The sequence below is a fragment of the Pseudoalteromonas sp. ECSMB14103 genome, from assembly GCF_000813065.1.
GTDB classification, from domain to species: domain Bacteria; phylum Pseudomonadota; class Gammaproteobacteria; order Enterobacterales; family Alteromonadaceae; genus Pseudoalteromonas; species Pseudoalteromonas marina.
This window is the reverse complement of sequence record NZ_JWGY01000003.1, coordinates 335,695-359,714: the sequence shown is the minus strand read 5'-3', so window position 1 is coordinate 359,714 and position 24,020 is coordinate 335,695. Positions and strand designations below refer to the sequence as shown.

19 protein-coding genes are annotated in these 24,020 nt (G+C 39.6%); 7 read left to right on the top strand and 12 right to left on the bottom strand.

Annotated features, from left to right (window positions below):
- Positions 1-16: 16 nt before the first annotated feature.
- The 7 genes from RF53_RS09375 to RF53_RS09345 all read right to left on the bottom strand — a co-directional run bounded on the left by RF53_RS09375 (position 17) and on the right by RF53_RS09345 (position 6,865).
- Complete coding sequence (locus RF53_RS09375; RefSeq protein ID WP_039037422.1) at positions 17-718, bottom strand: TorF family putative porin; 702 nt, start codon at positions 716-718, stop codon at positions 17-19.
- A 9-nt stretch (positions 719-727) separates the two neighbouring features.
- Entirely contained in the window at positions 728-1,945 is a 1,218-nt protein-coding gene (locus RF53_RS09370; RefSeq protein ID WP_039037421.1) for a BCCT family transporter, read from the bottom strand.
- A 145-nt stretch (positions 1,946-2,090) separates the two neighbouring features.
- Entirely contained in the window at positions 2,091-3,758 is a 1,668-nt protein-coding gene (betA, locus tag RF53_RS09365) for a choline dehydrogenase (protein WP_039037420.1), read from the bottom strand.
- Positions 3,759-3,769: 11 nt separating this feature from the next.
- The gene (gene betB, locus RF53_RS09360) at positions 3,770-5,233 is read right to left on the bottom strand and encodes a betaine-aldehyde dehydrogenase (protein WP_039037419.1); all 1,464 of its coding nucleotides are present in this window, start codon (positions 5,231-5,233) and stop codon (positions 3,770-3,772) included.
- Position 5,234: 1 nt separating this feature from the next.
- Entirely contained in the window at positions 5,235-5,810 is a 576-nt protein-coding gene (gene betI, locus RF53_RS09355) for a transcriptional regulator BetI (RefSeq protein WP_008127893.1), read from the bottom strand.
- Between the two features lie 492 nt (positions 5,811-6,302).
- Positions 6,303-6,608: a hypothetical protein gene (locus RF53_RS09350; RefSeq protein WP_039037418.1), complete on the bottom strand. Its 306-nt coding sequence runs from the start codon at positions 6,606-6,608 to the stop codon at positions 6,303-6,305.
- Positions 6,608-6,865 (bottom strand): DUF3081 domain-containing protein, encoded by a 258-nt coding sequence (locus tag RF53_RS09345; RefSeq protein WP_039037417.1) that lies wholly within the window; start codon positions 6,863-6,865, stop codon positions 6,608-6,610. Before RF53_RS09345 ends, RF53_RS09350 begins: the two co-directional genes overlap by 1 nt.
- Positions 6,866-7,010: 145 nt before the next feature.
- Here RF53_RS09345 and RF53_RS09340 point away from each other — a divergent pair, with 145 nt between their 5' ends.
- Positions 7,011-8,291, top strand: a complete 1,281-nt coding sequence (locus tag RF53_RS09340; protein ID WP_010556258.1) for a flavohemoglobin expression-modulating QEGLA motif protein — start codon at positions 7,011-7,013, stop codon at positions 8,289-8,291.
- A 77-nt stretch (positions 8,292-8,368) separates the two neighbouring features.
- Here the strand turns inward: RF53_RS09340 and RF53_RS09335 are convergent, their stop codons facing one another.
- The 4 genes from RF53_RS09335 to RF53_RS09320 are packed head-to-tail and all read right to left on the bottom strand — an operon-like array spanning position 8,369 to position 12,954.
- Positions 8,369-9,172: a DUF1338 domain-containing protein gene (locus tag RF53_RS09335; protein ID WP_039037416.1), complete on the bottom strand. Its 804-nt coding sequence runs from the start codon at positions 9,170-9,172 to the stop codon at positions 8,369-8,371.
- Between the two features lie 22 nt (positions 9,173-9,194).
- The gene (gene astD / locus RF53_RS09330) at positions 9,195-10,661 is read right to left on the bottom strand and encodes a succinylglutamate-semialdehyde dehydrogenase (protein WP_039037415.1); all 1,467 of its coding nucleotides are present in this window, start codon (positions 10,659-10,661) and stop codon (positions 9,195-9,197) included.
- A 7-nt stretch (positions 10,662-10,668) separates the two neighbouring features.
- Positions 10,669-11,703: an arginine N-succinyltransferase gene (gene astA / locus RF53_RS09325; protein ID WP_039037414.1), complete on the bottom strand. Its 1,035-nt coding sequence runs from the start codon at positions 11,701-11,703 to the stop codon at positions 10,669-10,671.
- A 45-nt stretch (positions 11,704-11,748) separates the two neighbouring features.
- Positions 11,749-12,954: an aspartate aminotransferase family protein gene (locus RF53_RS09320; protein WP_039037413.1), complete on the bottom strand. Its 1,206-nt coding sequence runs from the start codon at positions 12,952-12,954 to the stop codon at positions 11,749-11,751.
- A 182-nt stretch (positions 12,955-13,136) separates the two neighbouring features.
- Between RF53_RS09320 and RF53_RS09315 the strand changes: the two genes are divergently transcribed.
- Positions 13,137-13,565, top strand: coding sequence for an Lrp/AsnC family transcriptional regulator (locus tag RF53_RS09315; RefSeq protein ID WP_006791771.1), 429 nt, complete (start codon positions 13,137-13,139; stop codon positions 13,563-13,565).
- Between the two features lie 31 nt (positions 13,566-13,596).
- Here the strand turns inward: RF53_RS09315 and RF53_RS09310 are convergent, their stop codons facing one another.
- Positions 13,597-14,511: a hypothetical protein gene (locus RF53_RS09310; protein WP_039037412.1), complete on the bottom strand. Its 915-nt coding sequence runs from the start codon at positions 14,509-14,511 to the stop codon at positions 13,597-13,599.
- A gap of 387 nt (positions 14,512-14,898) precedes the next feature.
- Here RF53_RS09310 and RF53_RS09305 point away from each other — a divergent pair, with 387 nt between their 5' ends.
- The 5 genes from RF53_RS09305 to RF53_RS09285 are packed head-to-tail and all read left to right on the top strand — an operon-like array spanning position 14,899 to position 24,020.
- A complete protein-coding gene (locus RF53_RS09305; RefSeq protein WP_008127875.1) occupies positions 14,899-15,201 on the top strand; it encodes an isoamylase early set domain-containing protein in 303 nt (100 codons plus the stop codon).
- A gap of 9 nt (positions 15,202-15,210) precedes the next feature.
- On the top strand, positions 15,211-17,202 hold the full coding sequence (gene malQ / locus RF53_RS09300; protein WP_039037411.1) for a 4-alpha-glucanotransferase: 1,992 nt from the start codon (positions 15,211-15,213) through the stop codon (positions 17,200-17,202).
- Complete coding sequence (glgB, locus tag RF53_RS09295) at positions 17,203-19,440, top strand: 1,4-alpha-glucan branching protein GlgB (protein ID WP_039037410.1); 2,238 nt, start codon at positions 17,203-17,205, stop codon at positions 19,438-19,440. It begins immediately after the preceding gene.
- On the top strand, positions 19,433-21,496 hold the full coding sequence (glgX, locus tag RF53_RS09290) for a glycogen debranching protein GlgX (protein ID WP_039037409.1): 2,064 nt from the start codon (positions 19,433-19,435) through the stop codon (positions 21,494-21,496). The genes glgB and glgX overlap by 8 nt, the downstream gene beginning before the upstream one ends.
- The gene (locus tag RF53_RS09285; RefSeq protein WP_039037408.1) at positions 21,489-24,020 is read left to right on the top strand and encodes a glycogen/starch/alpha-glucan phosphorylase; all 2,532 of its coding nucleotides are present in this window, start codon (positions 21,489-21,491) and stop codon (positions 24,018-24,020) included. The genes glgX and RF53_RS09285 overlap by 8 nt, the downstream gene beginning before the upstream one ends.

Genomic DNA, 24,020 nt, shown 5'->3' with positions numbered 1-24,020 from the left:
TAAAATTAATTAATCTTTATAAATCAAATGTTCTTGAAATTGCTAGCACGATGCGCTCATCGGCGTAATCGTAGTCAAGGCTAGTATTTTCAGCTGCTACTTCAATACCAAAACCTTCGTAACTTGTTTGATAAGCAAGACGGTAGTGATTATACGATTTCTTTTGGTTTACATCCCAAGCCCATTTTTCACCGTCAAGTGAATTAGAGATATCAAAACTTGCACGTATTGCATGATTTGGTGCAAGTTCATAAGTATGAGCAATCATTGAAACTACATGGCCCGCACTTGTTCCAAAATAATCCCAGCTGTACCAAAAGTTAAGCTCTGTTTGGCCGTAGTCACTTGCGTAACCAAATTTAGTATAAACCTCTGGGTAATTTCCATCACTGTTATTACCTTGGTATGTATAGTATGCAATACCGTAGTCAACGCTAAACTTGTCGTTTAATTGTACATATCGACCAACATAGCCATCTAGTTCAAAATCAGTATCGTCACCAAAGTCAACGTTTGACGCCCATACACCGGCATACACGCCATTATCAAAAGCATAATCTAAACTTGCTTGTAAGGCAGGGTCGTTATCTGTTTGGCTAACACCATTAAAAGTGTAATCTGATGCTGCTGTAATAGTTGTTGACCAGTCTGCAGCTGCCGTTGTTGATAAAAGTGCTAGTGGCAATGCTACTGCAAGTTGTTTTAGTTTGTTGTTCATTATAAATCCCTAACTTTGTGTCTCAATTTTAGTGTAGTCAATCTTGTTTGCTTTTGGTGAGCTATCAATACTATTAACGGTTTTAAATTTGCTATAGCCAATGAAGCCAGCACATAGGAAAAACAAGGCGATCACCAATGCGCCTACCCACTGTATTTGTAAAAACTCTAGCTTGAACAATAATGTTAATAATGAAAGAGCAAGTATGTTTCCAATCATATACTTCGCTTTACCAAAGCGTCTTACAGTGATGTTTAAATTATCTGTGTATAAACGCACTAACGAATCAAGTGAATTAATTACAAACACAATACCTACAAATACCATCGCAAAGTTTTTAATGCCTTGCGTTGGAATGCCCGCTTCATGATAGTGGTAAAGTACGCTGAACCAAATTGCGATTGGTATTGAAGGGAAAATCAACATAGCGCCAAGTACTTGGTAAGTTTTTAACCCGCCAACAAAACGAGAAGTAAACTGTCCAATCATAATACTCCAAGCAAACCACCAAAATAGGTAAAACTCATGGTAATCGTTAAGCGGTAAAACAAATTCATTTATGTTGGCAAAGTATGTGCCGATAGAGGCTAAGTTATCTGTGAATGCTGACATTTGACTGTCACCCAACACAAAGGCACCTGCCCACATAAACCCAATTAGTGCTATGAATAACCAAGTTGTAGAAATACTTAAAAATCGTACGTACTTAATATCAGTACTTGAATATACCGCAAAACAAATTGCTGCAAATACAATTAAGTAAAACTCAGAAACGACACTTGAACCATCACCAATTTCAGGTAAATACCATGGAAGGTTTGAAAGTAAAAGGTATGCGGTAAAAGCACACGTACCAATAATTACTACATTATTGATAAATTTAACCCAAGGAATTTCGAAAAATTTAACTTTAGGTTCTATTACACAGAAATAAAAACACGTAAGAAAGTAAAATCCCCAGATCAAAAATCCCCAGTAACCAAACTCAATGGCCAGTGGATTTGCAAACGCGTATTCTGGGCTTGCTTTTATGTCTGCATAACCTGCAAACTCAGTTAAAGGAAACATTATAAGGCCAACATCAAGGCCTGAGGTAAAGAGTATTGCTATAAAAGTAAGTGTTTTAACTGGTGTAACACCAACAACACGTACATTACCCCATTTTAATAAAATGATTGTAATTGCAAGTAGGGTAAAAATAATACCAGCATTAAGCCAAATGGTCATTGCTACCCTCCAATAGTGAGTTATTCATAAGCACTCCGTTTTTTATTGTTCAATCTTGCATTATTACAACATAACCAATTTATGTTGTTCGCCACTGCAAGGCTCATAGGGTTAGTCTGACGAGGCTAACCCTATAAGTAGCTGATTAAATTTTTGCTGCACGCTGTGTTTCTCGCCAATTTTGAGTCATAGCAACATCAGCATTTGCTTTTTGTAATGCCACATTTCCTAAAATGATGTCTGCCGCTTTTTCTGCAACCATAATCGTAGGCGCATTAAGGTTTCCGTTAGGAACCGTTGGAAAAATAGAAGAGTCAACAACACGTAAGCCTTCAATACCATGTACTTGGGTATTTGAATTAACTACGGCCATGTCGTCTTCACCCATTTTGCATGAGCAAGAAGGGTGGTAAGCACTCTCTACGGCTTGGCGTACAAAGGCATCTATTTCTTCATCTGTTTGAATATGTTTACCTGGTTGAATTTCTTCATCACGGTAATCATCAAAGGCACTTTGCTCAATAATGTCGCGAGTTAAACGCACACAGGCTCTAAAGCCTTCAATGTCGTCTTTGTGCTGTAAGTAATTAAACAAAATTTGTGGCGGTTGCTCAGGGTTAGCTGATTGAATAGTAACGCTGCCACGGCTTTTTGGTTTGTTATGACCTACGTGAACTTGAAAACCATGACCTGCAAATGCACTACGCCCATCGTATCGCATAGCGGCTGGTAAAAAGTGATACTGAATATCAGGCCATTCAACTCCAGGCTTTGAGCGGATAAATGCACATGACTCAAAGTGGTTAGTAGCGCCTAAACCTTTTCGAGTAAGTAACCATTTAGCGCCAATTAAGCCCTTGGAAATAAGACCCAATTTGCCGTTTAGTGTAATTGGCTGCTTACATTTATATTGAAAGTAAAATTCAAGATGATCTTGTAAGTTTTGACCCACACCCGGTAAGTGGTGACTAACTTCAACGCCTGCTTTTTCAAGGATGTCTTTATCGCCAATACCAGATAGCTGTAATATATGCGGAGAGCCAATAGGGCCAGCACTTAAAACAACCTCTTTTGCTGCATGTGCTGTTTGAACATTACCGTTTACCTTGTACTCAATGCCTGTGGCTTTTTTACCGTCTAGAATAACTTTTTGAGCAAGTGCGCCAGTAATGACTGTTAAATTACTACGTGATTTTACAGGGTCTAAATATTCACGAGAAGCCGAGCTGCGTACACCGTTTTTAACGGTCATGTGCATTGGGCCAAAGCCTTCTTGCTGTGACGCGTTATAATCGTCTGTACTAGCGTAACCGGCTTCTACACCTGCTTTTATAAACGTGGTGTACAACGGGTTTTGCATTTCGTTACCGTTATTAACGCCAAGTGGGCCTTTGCCACCTCGATATGCGTTTTCACCAAGGTAAAAGCTTTCCGCTTTTTGAAAATACGGTAAACACGATTGGTAGTCCCAACCATTAGCACCGTGCTGTTGCCACTCATCAAAATCTTTTGCGTGGCCGCGTACGTACACCATGCCATTAATCGATGACGAGCCACCGAGTACCTTACCGCGAGGGCAATGCATTTTTCGGTTATCTAAATACGGTTCTGGTTGAGTATGAAATTGCCATGCGTACTTGTCAGTATTCATAGGAATAGACAACGCCGTTGGCATTTTAATAAAAATACTTTTATCACTGCCACCGGTTTCTAGTAGTAACACTTTGTTGCTTGAATCTTCAGATAATCGGTTAGCTAAAACACAACCCGCAGATCCCGCACCAACAATAATATAGTCGTAATGATTACTCATAAAAGGGCGCCTTAAAATGGGCTTTCTATGTCGGCCATACCAACATAAATAGACTTGGTTTGCGTGTAATGATCAAGTGTTTCTATGCCATTTTCACGGCCAATACCAGATTGCTTATAACCACCAACAGGCATTTCAGCAGGTGAGTTACCATAGGCATTAATCCAACAAATACCGGCTTCTAATTGATGAATTACGCGGTGTGCGCGTTTAATATCACTAGTAAACACGCCTGCAGCTAGGCCTAGGTGAGTACCATTAGCCCGTGCAATTACATCGTCTTCGTCTTCAAAAACGAGTACGCTCATTACTGGGCCGAATATTTCTTCTTTAACGATAGTCATTTCATCGTTGCAATCAATAAACACGGTAGGTGCAACAAAGTAGCCATTAGGCGCAGATTCAGGTGAAAGCGTTGAACCACCGGTAAGCAGTGTTGCGCCTTCTTCAATCCCTTTATTGATATAACTCATCACTAAGTCTTGATGCTTTTTAGAGATGAGCGCACCAAAGTTAGTGTTTAAATCTTGCGGGTCGCCCGCAATAATATTTTTCTCTGTTCGCGTTTTAAGCTCATCAATAAATTGCTGATATATATTTTTATGAACGTAAATGCGTGTACAGTTAGTGCAAATTTCGCCTTGGGTATAAAAGTTACCTAGCATGGCAGCGCTTACTGCTTGCTCTATATTTGCATCATCAAACACAACAAGCGGCGACTTACCGCCAAGCTCCATGGTTACGTCTTTTAATGTACCTGAAGCACTTGCGACTACCTTTTTACCTGTGCCTACTTCGCCAGTGAACGACACTTTGTCAATCTCACTATGTGCAGTTAGCCATTGGCCTACTTCACCCGCACCTTGTACTACATTAAATACGCCAGCAGGTACGCCCGCTTCTACAAAAATTTCGGCAAGTTTAATAGCGCCTAGTGGCGTTTCTTCAGATGGTTTAAATATAAATGCGTTGCCAGCAGCAAGGGCTGGGCCTGATTTCCAACATGCTATTTGTAGCGGGTAGTTCCACGCACCAATACCGGCACAAATTCCTAATGGCTCTTTACGTGTATAGTAAAAGTCTTCGCCTACCATTTGTTGTTGGCCTATTTGCGCAGGGGCTAGGCCTGCAAAGTATTCAATTACATCGGCGCCGGTTTCTATATCAACACAGTTTGCTTCTTGCATTGGCTTACCGGTATCAAGCACTTCTATTAAGGCAAGCTCATCGTTACGTTCGCGAAGTATTGCCACAGCGTTTAATAAAATACGGCTGCGTTCAATAGGGGCCATTTTTGACCACTGTGCAAAACCTTGCTTTGCACTTTCAATGGCTGCGTTTTGAACAAATTCATCGGCAACTTCAACACTGTAAATAACTTCACCTGTTGCAGGGTTAGTTACATCAAAAGTTTCACCGCTTTGGTTAGCAAGAAAATGGCCATTAATAAAATTTTGATAGACTGGTGTGCTCACGCTAGGCTCCATATTGCTTGATGAGTGAATTTACATAGCTTTTTGCTAGAGTTTCACTGTGTTTAAACTGGTTTTTGTCTGATTTACTCAATACTGCTCTCAACCATAGGCCATCAATCATAGCGGCGCTAAGTTCAGCAGCTTGTTTTGCTTGCTCAATAGGCATTAATTGCTTAAATGAGAATGCTAAATTACTTTGCAAGCGTTTACTGTTTACATTTTGCAGTCGGTGAAGTTCGTCATCGTGCATTGATTGCGCCCAAAAGCTCAACCAAGTTTTGGTTGTATCACTGCGCTGTTGTACAAGCGCAAAGTTAGCTTCAACAATAAACATAAGGCGCTGTGTAGCGCTGGTGTTGTTGCACACTTTTTCAATAAGGTCTTTTTTAAGATTAGAAAGCAAATAACGAACAGTTGCTTCTATTAAACCCTGCTTACCACCAAAGTAATGACTAATAATGCCTGACGATAAACCTGCATTTTTACTAATGCTGTTAATGGTAGTTGCTTGTAATCCACGCATCGCCACTGACTCAATTGTTGCGTCAATTAACTGTTGACGCCTGACAGGTTCCATTCCAACTTTAGGCATAATTTTTATTAATTGAACGTTCAATAAAGATAAGCTTAAGGTAATAGCTCTAACAATTCAAGGGTGAAGTAAATAGTCAGATATTAAAATGTAGATGAATTATTAATAAAACCAACAGGAGAAGTGCTTAAGCAAATAGATGCAATAGATGGTTAATTGCTATTTAAAACAGTGATTTAAATGTTATTTTAGAAATGTTTAAGAGTGTAATTATATCTTTACTCCTTGTTATCAAATAAAAGATGAATAAATTTATTTGAATGGTAATAATTAGAGTACTAATAGTATTTTTTTAATCCAAGTGAGCACAAACACAACAATTACTTAGTGCACTAATAACTTAAGGAAGGTTAGTATTACTAGGGGCACGGTAAGGCAACTAGCTCTGGCTAAATAATATTAACCACGCTAATTTGGAAATTACCTGAGGCTTTTTATCTGGCTTGTGTAGATGTTATTTAGTATAAATAATAGCTATTATTGTTCGCTAATCACGCCTTTGAATAGCAGGGGGTAACGTCTTAGGCGATTTCCAATATAGTCGTCAGCTAGTATTTGTTCACAAATAAAATTAACATCATCACTTGCCTCAAATACCCAGTCAAAGCGTTCAATTGCGAGTAAAAACCCCCGTTTTAAATGGCGTTGGCTTCTGTATTGTTCCAGGTTATCTTGAATGACGGCGAGTTTTGATGGATCTGATTTAAGCGCAGCTATTACCTGATTAATAAAGGCTGTATTGAGCTTGCTGTCGCTGCGCTTTCTTACTTTTCTTGGATACATTATTCCTCGTTGGCGATATTGTGTAATTTTTTTAAGAAATCATCTTTATGTTTATCGTGCTCGTAATCAAGATGATAAGTGTTATGAAAACCAAAGCGTAATAGTACGCCACTACCTTGTAAATAAATTGTGTATCCATCTATATCTGAAAATGCAGTAACACCTTGATAATGCTTACCTTCATCGTTCGCTTCTCCGCGTTTTTGTATTCGCTCGTACACGGCAAGTATTTGTTTATTGTCGAGTTCATTTTTCATATATCACACCTTTAATTTAATATTCAATACGTGTTAGATATGAGGGTCGATCAGCTTAAAACAACAGATAAAATTGATTGATAATACTTGGCGATTTACTGTTTATAAATTATGCTCATGGTTCATTTTTTATTGAGCTTTCACCATGATAGACAAGGCGTTACTGCTTAAAACTCGTGAGTTATCAGACCAACTAATTGCACTTCAAACACCTATTCGAATTCTTGATGCAATAAATTGGGATAAACAGATCAAAGAGGAATTTTTTAGGCAAAAGTGTCAAAAAAACCCTCTAATAGATCGTGCATACTACCAACAGCGCGATTTAGGCTTTGTGCCTAGCGAGTTGCGTCAAGCGTTTTCAACATTACACCGAAACATTATTAACCAGTTAGGTCAGTTAAACCCCATTTCTCAATATATGGGTAAAATGTGTGGCGAATATAAAACGGTATTAAGTATGTTGGAGTACCGAGGTACTCCTGAATTTCATGATTTATCAGTTGAGCTTTTTGGTCATCCTAAAGATTTATTCCATGCGGGTGAGCCCTCACTCTCCGAGCTTGCGAATATGCTAGAGCAACCACTGCAAAATTTATTAATGGCCGACATTTTACCCGATGATCCTAAAAATATAGATGCTAGCGACGCGGTGCGAATTTTATCAGAGCAAGTTAATGCCAGTATGCCAGGTATAAATGTAGAGGTTATGTTGAGCGATGGGATTGTAAGCGACGCAGCAGCAGGTGCTAACAATATAAAGCTAAACCAAGATGTTAAATTTTCACAACGTGAATTAGATATATTAGAAGTACATGAAGGGTGGATTCATGTGGGCACGACTCAAAATGGTTTAGCCCAACCTTATTTAACCTGTTTAAGTAAGGGCACACCAAGCTCAACAGTAACACAAGAGGGCTTAGCAGTATTAACTGAAATTATTACTTTAAAATCTACCCCTAGGCGCTTATCAAAATTAGTTAACCGTATTCAAGCGGTTACCAAGGTGATAGATGGGGCTGAGTTTGTAGACATATATAGAGATTACGTAGCTCAAGGAATATCTAAAGACGATAGTTATACGTTGGCTCAGCGTGTATTTAGAGGCAGCACAGCAACAGGATTACCGTTTACTAAAGACATTGCCTACATAAAAGGCTTTGTTTTAGTGTATAACTTAATACGTGTGGCAATTCAGTTAGGGCGAATCGATCAGTTACCGTTGTTATTAGTCGGTAAGTTGTCTATTGATGATTTTAGATTAATTTCCCAGCTTCATGATTTAGGTGTGATTGAAAGCCCTAAGTTTGTTCCCCCGCATTTTAAAGATTTACGCGGACTAGCAACATGGTTGAGTTTTGGGCGCTTTATTGGTGACTTATCTTTTGAACAACTAGAAAACGACTATAAACCCTTGTTTTTATGATGTAGGTATTTTATCTGCATGCTTAAGTTCGTGAGCATAAAAAAAGCCCGTAAGGGCTTTTTTTTGTTTTCATCAAATTAGCGTGCGTTAGTGCTTTCAAATATTTTATCAGCTGAAGCTGCAACAAAGCCTGTGTAAAGTTCACCATCAGCTTTAGGGTAACGTATTGCAAACTCATAAAAACAGCTAGGAATGCGCATGTCGCCGTCGCTAAAACTGACAGCGTATTCATCTGCTAGTGTTGATGATTGCTCCAGTAGCACCTCTGGCGAGCCTTTTACTTCGCCGCCTGATGTATTAAGCGCAAAGCCTGCATCTTTAAGCGCTTGGTTAACATCGTGAATGTTATCAAACTTGGCAAGCATATTAATATTTACAGTAAAGTGGTTTGCACGGTAGCCCCATGCCGACATCCACGCAGCATATTCGCTTTCTGCTAATAACTGCTTGTAGGTTTCACCGCTTACTTGCCAATGTGTACCTGAATATAAAAAGTTATCAGCCGTTACAGCACTTTCATCAATTTGATTTACCATATCGGTAACAATAGCTTGTAACTCTGGCGAGCACTTTTCTACTAATAACTCAGAGATAAATACTTTAGGTTGCTTAGGATCGCTGTGTTCGTAGTGTTTAGCGTATAGCTTTTTAGCTTCAAAGTGGTATTCGCCGCACTCTGTGTAACCTAACGCTAAAAAGTGTGCTGCTAGTTTTTCAAGGCCTACTTTTTCAATATTGAACGTACGTAGCGCAATATGGTCGTTAATTATGTCGTCTTTTTGGGTTGAACCTAAAAGGTCATGAATTTTATCTGCCGATGGAGTAACGGCTAAATAGTTATCCCATAGGTTTCCAAATAATGTATTTACGTTAGTATGCATGTTAAATCCTTAAAAATGGGTATTATTCTATTACTAAGCCAGGTGCTAAAGTTTGCGGTAAATTCACTTTTTCTGATTCAACCGACGCAACAGGGTAAGCGCAGTAATCTGCAGCATAATAAGCGCTAGCACGGTGATTACCACTTGCACCAATACCACCAAACGGTGCAGCACTAGATGCACCCGTAATAGGGCGGTTCCAATTGACAATGCCAGCACGAATACGCTTTAAAAAGTGGCTGTAATCATCTTCGTTATCGCCAAGTAAGCCTGCTGATAAACCAAAGCTGGTGTTATTAGCCTCTGCTATTGCGCTGTTAAAGTTGTTGTAGCGGTAAACTTTTATAAGCGGGCCAAAGTGTTCTTCATCGGCCATGTTAGCGATATGTGTAACATCAATAATACCTGGGCTTACAAAGCCGGTGCCTGCTTTTAGCTGCTTAAGCTCAACGAGTATTTCGCCGCCGCTTTCAACTAATTCTTTTTGCGCAGTAACCATACCAAGGGCTGCTTTTTCGCTTATCATTGCACCCATAAATGGCTGGTCAGTTGCAAAACTGTCGTCAACAACAATATTTTTAGTCGCGCTAATTAGTTTTTCTAAAATGGCATCGCCATTGGTTGAATTCTCGATAAAGACGCGGCGGGCACAAGTACAGCGCTGGCCAGAAGTAATAAAGCCAGACTGAATAATATCATGCACTGCAGCGTTTACATCGGCTACATCTTTAACTATTAATGGGTTATTACCGCCCATTTCAAGTGCTAATATTTTACCTGGGTGGCCTGCAAACTGTTTATGTAATAAATGGCCGGTGTTTGAGCTGCCGGTAAAAAATAAGCCGTCTATGTTTTGATGTGAAGCAAGTGCTTTACCTGTTTCTACTTCACCTTGCACTAGGTTAATGACACCCGCTGGTAATCCTGCTTTTAACCAAAGTGCTAAAGTAAATTCAGCAACGTGAGGTGTAAGCTCAGACGGTTTAAATACCACGGTGTTACCCGCTAAAATAGCCGGTACGATATGGCCATTAGGTAAATGCCCAGGGAAATTATACGGGCCAAATATAGCTACAACACCGTGTGGTTTATGGCGTATAAAGGCTTTAGCACCCGGCATTGGGTTTTCTGTTGTGCCGGTGCGTTCATTATAGGCTTTGATAGAAATGGCTACTTTACCTGTCATAGCGCCTACTTCTGTTCGTGTTTCCCAAAGAGGCTTGCCGGTTTCGCGCGCTATAATGGCTGCAAATTCTTCGCTGTGCTCTTTTAATTGTGCTACAAAGTTTTCAAGTATGGTAATACGCGACTCAATTGGCGTATCGGCCCACTGTACTTGTGCGGCTCTAGCTGCATTAATTGCAGAATCTACTTGCTCGGCATTTGCGCCATTACCTTGCCATACAACTTCGCCGTTACTTGGGTTAACAGAGTTAAAAGCGGGACCTTGGCCTGTATGCCATTGGTTATTTATAAGGTGTGTGTTCATATTTGTTTTACAGGCGGAAAAAACGCGCTGCATCTCCTTGGGATAGATTAAGGGCATCAGCCACTTCTTGGCTTATTACTAATGTGTGCTTAGCGTGGTTATAGTGGGCGTGCTGGGTAAAGGTTGCTCTAAACCCACTTACACCTTGATTGCAAACGGCTAAAGTATCTGAGCTGTGCTGGCTAATATGTTCCAGCTCGCCAATTGTAATAGGGCATACTTGAGACTCACGAACACTGCGAATATTACCAAGCTTAGCTTCTACCGTTGGCCCTGCATCAAACAAATCAACGTAGCCACGATGCTCAAAACCTTCTTTTTCGAGCAGTTTGAGCGCCGGTTTAGTTTTATCATGCACGTTGCCAATCACTGCTTGGGCTTTTTTACTGAGTAAGTTGACGTAAATAGGGTATTTAGGCATTAATTCACTAATAAACACTTTATCGCCAAGTCCCACTAAGTGATCAGCCTGAGGAAACTCAATACTAAAAAAGTGCTCTTGCAACCACTGCCAGAAGGGTGAATGGCCTTCTTCGTCGCTTACGCCGCGCATTTCAGCAATCACGGTATCGGCAAAACGTTCGCTATGCTGCGCCATAAATAAAAAGCGTGAACGTGATAAAAATCGACCGGTTAAACCTTTGCGGCTGTTTTCGCGCAAAAACAAAGTACATATTTCAGAGCATCCGGTGTAATCGTTACACATGCTTAAAATATCTACGGTGTTATAAACATTAAGTGTAGGCGAGTGGTGTACTGTTTTACCTAAATGGTAATGGTACAGCGGCACCGATAAGCCAACCGCGGCTTCTATGGCGGTAGTACCAATGACTTCACCTGTTTCGCTATCTTCTAAAACAAATAGGTAGCTTTCATCTAACGGCTGATTGATATTTTTAGCAAAGCTTTTTTCGGCGCGGTCTATTTTTTCTTTTAATTGCTCATCGTCCACCGGAAGTGAGGTAAACCCATGGCCTGACTCGATTGCAATTTGCTTAAGTGCGGCAAAATCTGCAGTGGTAATAGGACGTAATACTTGCATTTATTACTTGCTCCAACAGCGCGCCCTAGGGCGCGCTTAATTAAATTAGCCGTTTACTACGTCGCTTACTGCTTTTTCAAAGCGTGCTAGGCCTTCTTTAATATCTTCAAATGGAATAACTAAAGAAGGGGTAAAACGAATAACATTCATGCCTGCAACAAGGTTCATTAAACCATTGTTAGCACTGGCAACTAAAAAGTCACGTGCGCGGCCTTCATATTTATCGTTTAATACCGCACCAATTAGTAAACCTTTACCACGTACTTCGCTAAATACGTTGTATTTTTCGTTTATTGCGTTTAAGCCATCACGGAATAACTGTTCGCGCTCTTTAACGCCGTTTAGTACATCAGGTGTATTTACGGTATCAAAGGCAGCTTCTGCTACTGCACAGGCAAGTGGGTTGCCACCGTACGTAGAGCCGTGCGTACCTATTTTTAAATGCTCTGCAATAGCAGTGCGTGTGATCATAGCACCTATAGGAAAACCACCACCTAACGCTTTAGCGGTTGTTAAAATATCGGGTACTACCCCTAAGCCTTCGTAAGCGTATAAATCGCCAGTGCGGCCAACGCCTGTTTGTACTTCATCAAAAATTAGTAGTGCATTGTGTTTAGTACATAATTCGCGTACTTTTTTAGCAAATTCGTCGGTAGGTGAAATAATGCCGCCTTCACCTTGAAGTGGCTCCATCATCACGGCACATGTTTTATCACTGATAAGTGCTTCAAATGCTGCAATGTCGTTGTAATCACAATGCATAATGTCACCAGGCTTAGGGCCAAAGCCATCAGAGTAAGCAGCTTGTCCGCCCACCGTTACAGTAAAAAATGTACGGCCGTGAAACCCTTTGTTAAAGGCGATTATTTGTGATTTTTCTGCGCCGAACTTATCAAGTGCGAAGCGACGAGCAAGCTTCAGAGCCGCTTCGTTAGCTTCTGCGCCTGAGTTTGCAAAATACACTTTATCAGCAAATGTAGCTTCAACCATTTTTTGTGCTAAACGCAGGGCAGGCTCGTTAGTCATTACATTTGATAAGTGCCAAATTTTCTCACCTTGCTCTTTAAGTGCATTAACAAGCGCTGGGTGACAGTGGCCTAAACAATTAACGGCGATACCACCTGCAAAATCAATAAACTCATTGTCATTTTGATCCCATACACGTGAGCCTTCGCCTCGCACTGGAATAACAGCAGAAGGGTTGTAGTTTGGCACCATTACATCATTAAATAAGTCTCTTGTTACTTGCATTATCTACACCTAAAAATTGTGAAAGTTGAATAAAGATTAGCAAAATAAAAACGTTAGCGTTTTCTCAGCTAGATAATTTTTGTTATTAGTGGTTATTATCGAAGGTTATAGGTTAAATTTGCAGTGCTATTTTGTGAAAATTGATTACAATAAAAGTCAAAATAACGAAATCAATAAGCAATATGATAACTCCACAAGATGAAAAGCTACTTTCTGTTCTTAAAACCAACGCCAGAGCGAGTATTTCTGACTTAGCTAGAATCCTTAATTTATCGCGTTCTACAGTGCAAAGTAGAATGCTTAAATTAGAAGAAACGGGTGTTATTAAAGGCTATAGCGTTGATTACGGCGATGCTTTTTTAAGTAAAATGGTATCGGCGCATGTGTCAATAAAGGTGATTCAAAAGCTTACTACTAAGACGAATATTGAGCTAAAGCAAATTGATGCTATATCACAGCTTTATGCTATTAGTGGTGAGTTTGACTTAATTGCAGTTGTACAAGCACAAAACTTAGAAAAACTCAGCCACTTACTCGATGATATTGGTAATTTAGATGGTGTGGAACGCACAACTTCTTCGGTTATTTTAGAAACCAAGTTTAAACGTTGATGTACTTCCTATGTGAATTTATGTTTTTGCACTATGGGAGAGCGCGTTTAACAACCACTTTTTTTGCTTTATCAAGTTTTATAAAGTAGGCATTACCACCAATTCCTTTAAACTCTTCGTCGGTGAATACAATTGTATTATCGTCATAAAAAGTGATGGCTTCTTTTTGCGTAACGATGCCTAAATCTATTTTAGACACATCACCAGAGAAAAACTGATCACCTTTAAAGTTCTCAAATAACCAAATACTTGTAGAGTCGAGTAGTACGAGTTTTTTACGATCTGGGCTTAACGCTGCAGAGGTTATCCAGCACAGTTTTTCCATTGTTGTACAGGTTTTAAAAGATCCTATTAATTGGGCTTTAAAGTTAGCAGCGTGGTCGCCTACTTTGTATAAATTTGTAATGCCATCAAAAGGTTCTGTGCGGTTTTTAGTGAATAAATAAAGGTGGCGACCCAGAGCTACAAACGCTTCTAGATCAAAATTACGATTACTTGGTTTTATTGGATTGCCATCCATTTCAGGGTACGTAAACTTTATTATTTCGGCATTTGTTGTATCGGTTTTGATATCAATTGGATTCTCTATTTTATAAATAGTCAGCCAACGCCTATCATTTTTATTGTTACCAAAATCACCTAAAAAGAAATGACCAAATTTATTTTGAGTCATGTCTTCCCAATCAATGTTTTTAGCATTAGATACTAAAATCTCTTGCGCAATCGACCCATCTTTATTTAAGCGGTAAAGCTTTGGATCGTCACCCCCATCGTTAATTGCCCACAAGCGATCGCGCTTATCAAATTCAATGCCTGATATTTCTTTGAGTTTAGGGTCGAATGAAATTTCCTTTTTACTGTATAAGGTGTAGATTGAGGAAATAATAAACACTGCGACAACAAAAAAAATTAATGCCGTAGTTAATAAAATGCTTTTTTTCAACATGAAATTTACGATATTTCAGAGCGTTAACTTGATGTGTATTATCACTGATGTGAATACGTAACAAAAGTAGTTTATTGGGTAAGCTCTCTTTTTACTTCAAACCAAGTCATCAGTGTAATAAAGGTAAGTATTAAATAGTTAAATCGCTCCAATTGGTTTGAAAATTGCTGTGTACTAAATATGCCATTCTTAATATCTATATTTTATGTTTTACGCACTAATAAAGTGCGATAAGTAAGATTGCCTGCACTGTAATAAAGCGTAAACAAAAGTTTGCTTTACTACGGTTAGCTTAAAGTTTGACTGAATACATTCCCACATCGCCAGCTTAAAAATAGGCCCTGTGGCAATAATTAAATACCTTTTACTGTTTAGTTGGAGCCTACTATGTTGCATAAACGATTTTTTAAAACAAAAGATGAAGCGGAAATCACCTTTGAATTTGCTCACCCAGATGCGCAAGAAGTCTGCTTAATTGGCGAGTTTAACAGTTGGCAGCCCGTGCCAATGAAGCTTAATAAAAAACAAGGCGTGTTTAAATGCAAACAACGCCTTCCTCTTGATCAACAATACCACTTTCGTTATTTAATAAATGGCGAATTTTGGGATAACGATCATAAAGCAGACGCTTATGAGGCTAACAGTTTTGGAACTGAAAATAGTATTGTTAACACCCAACGTATTAATTAAGGCCTGTAAATGAACGAACTTTCGCAGTTGTTTTACTTACACGGTATTGGTTATGAGTTTACTAAATACACAGGCGAGCAGATATTTTTCAGTGAAGATACACGTAAGCGTGCCCTGCAATGTTGTGGTGTTGATACAAACGATCATAACAAAATAGCTCAATTAAATTATAAGCTCGATGTAGAGCCTTGGATGCAGCTCTTACCCAATGTAAGTTTAATTGAGCAAACAGACTGTTATTTAAAAGTGAAAATAGATGACAGACAACTTAGCCAAACTGCATCAGTAAGTGTTGAACAACTGGGAATAGAGTGTGAATTTACTAACCTTGATGATTTAATAATTACAGGCGAATACCACTTTAATGGCGTCCGTTATATTGAAATTACACTGCCTTTACCTTCAATACCAACAGGGTATTACCACGCAGACATTACAGTAGGCGAACAGCACGCAAGTACTGAGATCTGGTCTGTGCCCGAGCGTGTTTTTCAAGTTGAAGATACAAAAAAAACGGGGGTGTCGGTTCAGTTATATACGCTTAAAAATAATGAAAGATTGGGAATTGGCGACTTTTCAGATTTACTCACGCTAGTTGACTTGTGCTGTGAGCACAATATGGATTACATATTGCTCAATCCTCTGCATTTGTTGTTTTGCGACATGCCTGAGCGTGCAAGCCCATACAGCCCTAATAGTCGAGCGTTACTAAACCCTTTATACATTTCTGTTGATTTGTGCGAAGACAGTAAAAACAATGCTGAATTAGCAAAAATTATGCAAAGTGATGAGGCGACTTCTCTTTTAAATAAAAGCGGACAGTTTATTAATTACGAGGATGTTAGTTGCGTTAAATATAAATTATTTAAAGCACTGTACAACCATTTTGAATTAACAGCCAGTAAACTTCGTCGTGATGCATTCAATACTTTTTGCGATAAACATCAGCCCACCTTACAAATAATAGATTCACAAACCCCTCTTTTTGATTATTACCTACAATGGCAAGCGCATTTTCAACTTGGTTTATGTCAAGAGCGGTCCAAGAAAGGGGGGATGGCAATAGGTCTGATTAATGATTTAGCTGTTGGGTGCGCTGGCGATGGTGTTGAGTTCAAATCACAACGGTCATTATTCGCCGATAATGCCAGTGTGGGTGCACCGCCTGATCCTTGGGCTGAGGGCGGGCAAAATTGGGGGTTACCGGCTTTAAATCCGCAAAGTTTAGCACACAATAATTACTCATTTTACCGTTCGTTAATTCGTGAAAATATGCAGAATGTAGGCGGGCTAAGAATCGACCATGTTATGGCTATTCGCCGCTTGTGGTGGTGTTTTGAAAATAATGGTCAGCGAGATGGTTGCTATATTTATTACCCCTTTGAACATTTGCTGGCTATTTTGAAAATAGAGTCGCATATTAATCAAAGCATAGTTATAGGTGAAGATTTAGGCATTGTTCCACCAGAAGTAAAACATGCATTATCAAGTAGTGGTATTTTTTCAAACAGTTTGTTTTATTTTGAAAAGCAAAACGATGGTGATTTTTTACCATTACACGAATTACCCTCTCAGTGTTTGTTGATGATTGCAAATCACGATGTACCGCCCTTTACAGGCTGGTGGCAGCACGATGACATAGTTATAAAACAACAATATCACTTAATTGACGACCAACAATCAACGCAAATTACCAACCAGAGAATCGATGAAAAGACGCGATTGCTTCGTTTTATTAATGCTACAGCTAATCTTACATTAACGATACACAGCGATGCTAAGTCGGTTTATCGTGCGCTTAGCCAGTGTTTAGCTGGCTCAGATTCTCGATTGTTTGCACTACAAATAGATGATTTAGATGAACAGCAATATCCTGTGAATATTCCTGGTACAGACAAAGAATATCCAAATTGGCGACGTGTATTAACACATACATGTGAAGAAATTTTTGCTAACAACGCCACGCTTTTAGCTGCAATCGATTCAATAAGGAAGGGTTAAATGAGCAGTACAGCTTCAAATAGTTCGGCATTACCTAAATCTCAATACGCTGACTACGATGCCCAAGTTAATGCACTTAACATAGGGCGATTTAAAGACCCATTTAGCTTTTTAGGTGCACATAAAGTAAGTGAATCTAATATAGAAGTGCGTGTATATTTACCTGGTGCCCAACATGTTTCTTTGTCAATTGACAATCAACTAGTCGAAACGCAAAGATATAAGCACAGTGATTTATTTATAGCCCGTGTAAGTCATTTGCCTACCTCGCCTTATTTATGTACAGCCAAATATAGCGGTACTTCGACTACGTTTTTTGATGAATTTAGTTTTAACAGTGAGCTTGATACAGATGCCATGTACTTATTTAACGAGGGCAGTTTAGAGCATGCATACTTGCACTTTGGCGCGCACTTTACCAACCAGCAAGATGTAGATGGCGTTCGTTTTTGTTTGTGGGCACCTAATGCAGCCAGCGTTTCAATTATTGGTGAGTTTAATTTTTGGCAAGCGAATCGACATTTCATGCGTTTTCACCCTGCCAGTGGTGTGTGGGAGTTATTCATTCCCGAGCTTAAAGCAGACATGTGCTACAAATTTGCCATTACAGCGCAAAGTGGTGAGGTAATAGAAAAAGCAGACCCTTACGCTTTTAAAATGCAACAGGCTCCAGGTACCGCGAGTGTTCTTCAATACAAACCAGAGGCAATAGCGTTAAGTGAAAAAGCAATAAGCAATAGGCAAAAGCGCAATCATATAGACGCACCAATCAGTATTTATGAGGTGCACTTAGCGTCGTGGCAGCGAGGTGAAGGTAATCGTTATTTAAGTTATACCGAACTTGCCGACAAACTCGTAAGCTACGCGCTTGAAATGAACTTTACCCACTTACAGCTTATGCCCATAAGTGAATATCCGTTTGACGGTTCATGGGGCTATCAGCCTGTTGGGCTGTTTGCTCCAACCAGTCGTTTTGGCGATTACAACAGCTTTAAATATTTTGTAGAGCAATGCCATAAATATAATGTAGGGATTTTACTTGATTGGGTTCCTGGGCATTTCCCAAGTGATCCCCATGGTTTACACCGATTTGATGGTACGCACTTGTACGAACATGCCGATATGCGCCAAGGCTTTCATCCAGATTGGAATACTTATATTTATAATTATGACCGTCCAGAAGTTAAGAGCTTTTTGATTTCTAATGCAATGTATTGGCTTCATCAATTTGGCTTAGATGGTTTAAGAGTAGATGCCGTTGCGTCAATGTTGTACTTAGATTACAGCCGTAAAGAAGGTGAGTGGATACCTAATTGCTATGGCGGTCGCGAAAACCTCGGTGCAATTGAATGCCTCAAACAGGTTAATTTACGCAGTTATAAAAACAACCCTGGCATTATGATGGTGGCAGAAGAGTCGACTGCTTGGCCAGGTGTTACGCAGAGTGTTGAGCATAATGGCCTAGGCTTTGGCTATAAATGGAATATGGGGTGGATGAACGATAGCTTGTTGTATATGCAACGCGATCCACTTTATAAGCAACATCACCATCACGAAATCACGTTTTCGATGGTATATGCATTTAGTGAAAACTTTATTTTACCGCTGAGTCACGATGAAGTTGTTCATGGGAAAGGCGCGCTAATTGAAAAAATGCCGGGCGATGATTGGCAAAAATTCGCAAATTTACGTGCTTATTATGCATTTATGTGGGCACACCCAGGTAAAAAGTTATTATTTATGGGGGGGGAAATAGCCCAACGTGCTGAGTGGGGGCATGATCATTCTATTGATTGGCATTTACTACAACATGAAAGTCATAAAGGTATAAAGCAGACAGTAAAAACGTTAAATGAGGTTTATAAAAATCAACCCGCGCTGTATGAACTTGACTCAAGTGCCGCAGGATTTGATTGGATTGACAACAATAATAACGAGCAAAGCATTTTAAGCTTTGTACGTTACGCTAAAAATGCCCATGACTTTGTAGTTGTGATTGCCAACTTTACGCCTATGTCATATCAAGAATATACCTTAGGCGTTCCGAGCAAAGGCGTTTATAAAGTAATAATAAACACGGATGAAAGCGAATTTTTTGGTTCCGGTATTAAAGTATCACAAAACCAATCAAATACTGTTGTCACTAACGACAATCCTCAACATGGTTTTAACCAAAGCATCACTATTGCTATGGGTGGCTTAACAACAATTTATTTGCAAAAGGTACAAGATGAGTAATCAATTCGAAGTAACTCACGGCCTTGTTGAGCCTCTTGGCTCGAGCTTGCATTTAAATGGTGTTAATTTTTCATTGTACGCGCCAAAAGCGACACAAGCGTATGTGTGTTTATTTGATAAAAGTGGCCACTCTGAAATACTAAAAGTGGCTATGAATATAAATGAAGGTGGTATTTGGAGTATCCATATTGCACCTCTCACCACTGGGGCACTTTATGGGTTCAGGGTTGAGGGTGAATATAACCCTGATAATGGCCTGCTATTTAATGAACATAAATTATTAATTGACCCTTACGCTAAAGATTTATTTGGTGAGTTTACATGGAGTGAACGCCATTATGGACAAATGCCAATAGGCACCAAAAGTACCGTTAACAATGCCATTGATATACCAAAATCAAAAGTGTCATCAATTGATTTTTATGAACATAAAAAACCGAATCACAGATGGTCTAAAACAGTCATTTATGAGTGTCATGTAAAAGGGACTACGTGTCGTCATCCTAAAATACCTAAGACGCTGCAAGGCAAATTTTTAGGATTGAGTCACCCGCATTTTATTGACCATTTAAAAAGTTTTGGAGTCACAGCAATAGAGCTACTCCCTGTGCATGCCTTTATTAGCGAGCAATTTTTAACAGGCAAAGGCCTACAAAATTATTGGGGATACAACACGCTTAACTTTTTCACTCCTCACAAAGACTATTTGGTAAACGACGATATTAACGAGTTTAAACAGATGGTTAAGGAGCTTCATGCTGCAGATATTGAAGTTATTTTAGATGTTGTTTACAACCATACAGCTGAAGCGGGTAATGATGGTCCCATATTGTCGTTGCGCGGGTTAGACAACCTTGCTTATTACCGTACAGTAGAAGCTCAACCCAATGTATATATAAACGATACGGGGTGTGGTAACACCATTAATATAGATCACCCAAAAACCTTGCAGCTCGTACTCGATAGCCTGCGATATTGGGTTGAAGTAATGGGTGTCGATGGTTTTAGATTTGATTTAGCAACAATACTGGGCCGCTCAAAGGCTGGGTTTAGTTCAGCGCATACGTTTTTACAAACTATTGCTCAAGACCCTGTTTTAAATAAGGTAAAGTTAATTAGTGAGCCATGGGATATTGGCCCTGGTGGGTATCAACTCGGGGCTTTTCCTCCACCTTGGCGAGAGTGGAATGACCAATACCGAGATGTAATTCGTCGTTTTTGGAAAGGCGATGAAGGGATTATAGCCAACGTGGCTAAACGCTTACATGGCTCGTTTGATATATTTGAGCATAGCCATCGAGGCCCATTAAATAGTATTAATTTTATAACCAGCCATGATGGATTTACGCTTGCAGATTTAGTGAGTTACGAGCATAAACACAATGAAGCTAATGGCGAGAATAACAGAGATGGCCACAGTGCTAATTACTCATTTAATTGCGGGGCAGAAGGCTTTAGCACTGATGAGAAAATAGCCGCATTAAGATTACAACAACAAAAAAATTTTTTACTCACATTAATCCTTTCTAAAGGCGTGCCTATGATTGCTGCTGGCAGTGAAATAGGGCATTCGCAAGGAGGCAATAACAATGCATATTGTCAAAATAATCGCACGAGTTGGCTTGCATGGAAAGACTCACAGCTGAATCATTCTTTAACGCGTTTTATAGACGATGCCCTTAAAATTAGACGTGCACATAGTGCGTTTAAACACAGTGTGTTTTTAGACGATATAGACGAGCGCTTTACAGTGAAATGGTTTACCGAAACAGGTGACACTATGACAGATTCGCATTGGCATGAGAATTCGCGTCAATTTTTAATGTATAGCTTACTAGATAAGCAAAATAAACACGCATTACTTATTGTATTCAATGCTAATAAAAAATCAGTCAGTTGTCAGTTGCCTCCATCACCTATTAATGCGCAGTGGCAAATGGTTTTATCAAGTGTAAATAATGCATCTTTAACAACTCACCAAGATGCACCCGTTGAAATTTCTGCACAAAGTAGTTGGGTTTTTAGTGCTAACTTAGAGGACGTAGCTAATGGCTAAGCAAGTTGAACAAGTATGTGTTGTAAAGGGGTGGCAAGAAGGCCCAGTAATAGACGAAAGCACCTTAAAAGATGATTTAACGCGCCATTTTTATTACACCCTAGGGCGAGACAAAGTCGGTGAGTCGCAGCTGTATTTGTACCATGCATTAGCATTGACGATCCGCGATCGTTTAGTGGCACGGTGTCGAGAAACGAATAAAAAAATCAAACAGCAAAAAAGCAGAAAAACCAGTTACCTTTCACTTGAGTTTTTAATGGGGCGTGCTCTGGGCAATGCGGTATTAAATCTTGATTTAGAGGATCAAGTGTCATCGGCACTACAAGAATATTGTACTGAAATTGAAACAGTTGAAGACGCAGAGCATGATGCAGGCCTTGGTAATGGTGGCTTAGGGCGCTTAGCTGCGTGTTTTTTAGATAGTTGTGCAAGTTTAGCTTTACCCGTTGTGGGTTACGGCATTAGATACGAATACGGAATGTTCAACCAATCAATTAATGATGGTAATCAAATAGAGCAACCCGATAATTGGCTTCGTGAGGGTCACCCTTGGGAGCTAAGTGCTCCCGAGCACTCTAAGCGCATCAAGTTCGGTGGTTATGTAAATAGTTATACTGATAAACAAGGTAGGGAACACCGCCAGTGGGTTAGTAGCCATGACGTGTTAGCAGTGCCTTACGATGTGCCCATTCCTGGTTATAAAAACAATATTGTAAACACGCTACGCTTATGGAAATCAGAAGCGACCGACGAATTTAACCTAACTGAATTTAACGCGGGTAGTTATTCAGAAGCCGTTGCACAAAAAAACTTAGCCGAACAAATCACTATGGTACTTTACCCTAACGACAGCAGTGAAAATGGTAAAGAGCTACGACTACGCCAACAATACTTTTTATCATCAGCGAGTATTCAAGATATAGTTGAACAGTGGGTGAGTGATCATGGTGAAAGCTTTACTGATTTTGCCGATTACCATGTTTTTCAATTAAACGATACTCATCCAAGTATTGCAGTGGCAGAGCTTATGCGAGTGTTAGTTGATGATTACGAGCTCGACTGGGATGATGCATGGCAAATAACCACAAAAACAATGGCCTACACAAATCATACATTATTGCCAGAAGCGTTAGAGAAATGGTCAGTTTCATTATTTTCAAAATTGTTACCCCGTATTTTAGAAATAGTATTTGAGATAAACGCACGTTTTCTAGCCGAAGTTGCACAGCATTGGCCTGGTGATGTTGATAAACAGCGAGAGCTATCGCTAATAGAGGAAGGTGGCGAACCGCAAATTCGCATGGCTTATTTAGCCATTGTAGGCAGCTATTCAGTTAATGGTGTTGCTGCACTGCATACAGAGCTATTAAAAGCGGGTTTATTTAAAGAGTTTTATACACTTTGGCCTAACAAGTTTAATAACAAAACCAATGGGGTTACACCTCGCCGTTGGCTTGCCCATTGTAACCCTACATTGAGTGAATTGATTAGTGAGAAAATAGGCACCGATTGGGTACGTGACTTTGCTCAAATAAACCAGCTACGTCGTTTTTATGATGACACATCATTTCAAGCACAGTGGCAAAAAGCCAAAGTAACAAACAAGCAACGTTTAGTTGATTTAGTGAAAGAGCGCTGTGGTGTAGAGTTTGATGTATCCATGATGTTTGATGTACAAGTTAAACGGATTCATGAATACAAGCGTCAGTTACTAAATATACTCCATGTTATCCATTTATATGACCGCATTCGCCGTGGTGATACACAAGGATTAGTGCCACGTTGTGTTTTACTCGGTGGTAAGGCTGCACCGGGTTACTACATGGCTAAAAAAATAATTAAGCTAATCAATAATGTGGCAGATGTGATCAATAAAGATCCCCTCGCGTCGTCGTATTTACGCGTGGCTTTTTTACCTAATTACAATGTGACAGCCATGGAAGTTATTTGTCCAGCTACTGATTTGTCTGAGCAAGTTTCAACCGCCGGTAAAGAAGCTTCAGGCACCGGTAATATGAAGTTCATGATGAATGGTGCATTAACTATTGGCACGTTAGATGGCGCCAATATCGAAATTAGAGATGCCGTTGGTGCCGATAATTTCTTCTTATTTGGTGCAGAGGCACATCAGATTGATGATATTAAATCTCGTTATAACCCCGCACATTTAATTGAACAAAATAGCGACTTAGCCAATGTTATGCACTTGCTAGAAAGCGGGCACTTTAATTTATTTGAACCTTGCCTATTTGACGATGTAATTAATGCAATTAAGAGCCCACACGATCCGTGGCTTGTTGCACACGATTTCGAAAGCTACGTATCTGCACAAAAGCAAGTAGATAAAGCCTATGCTGATCAAGCTTATTGGACGCAAATGAGTATTTTAAATACCGCTGCCAGTGGCATATTTTCAAGTGATAGGACCATAAGCCAATACAGTGACGACATTTGGCATTTAACCCCACTCAATACTAGTGACACTGACTCAACGACAACTACCAGTAAAGCCACTAAAAGTTAG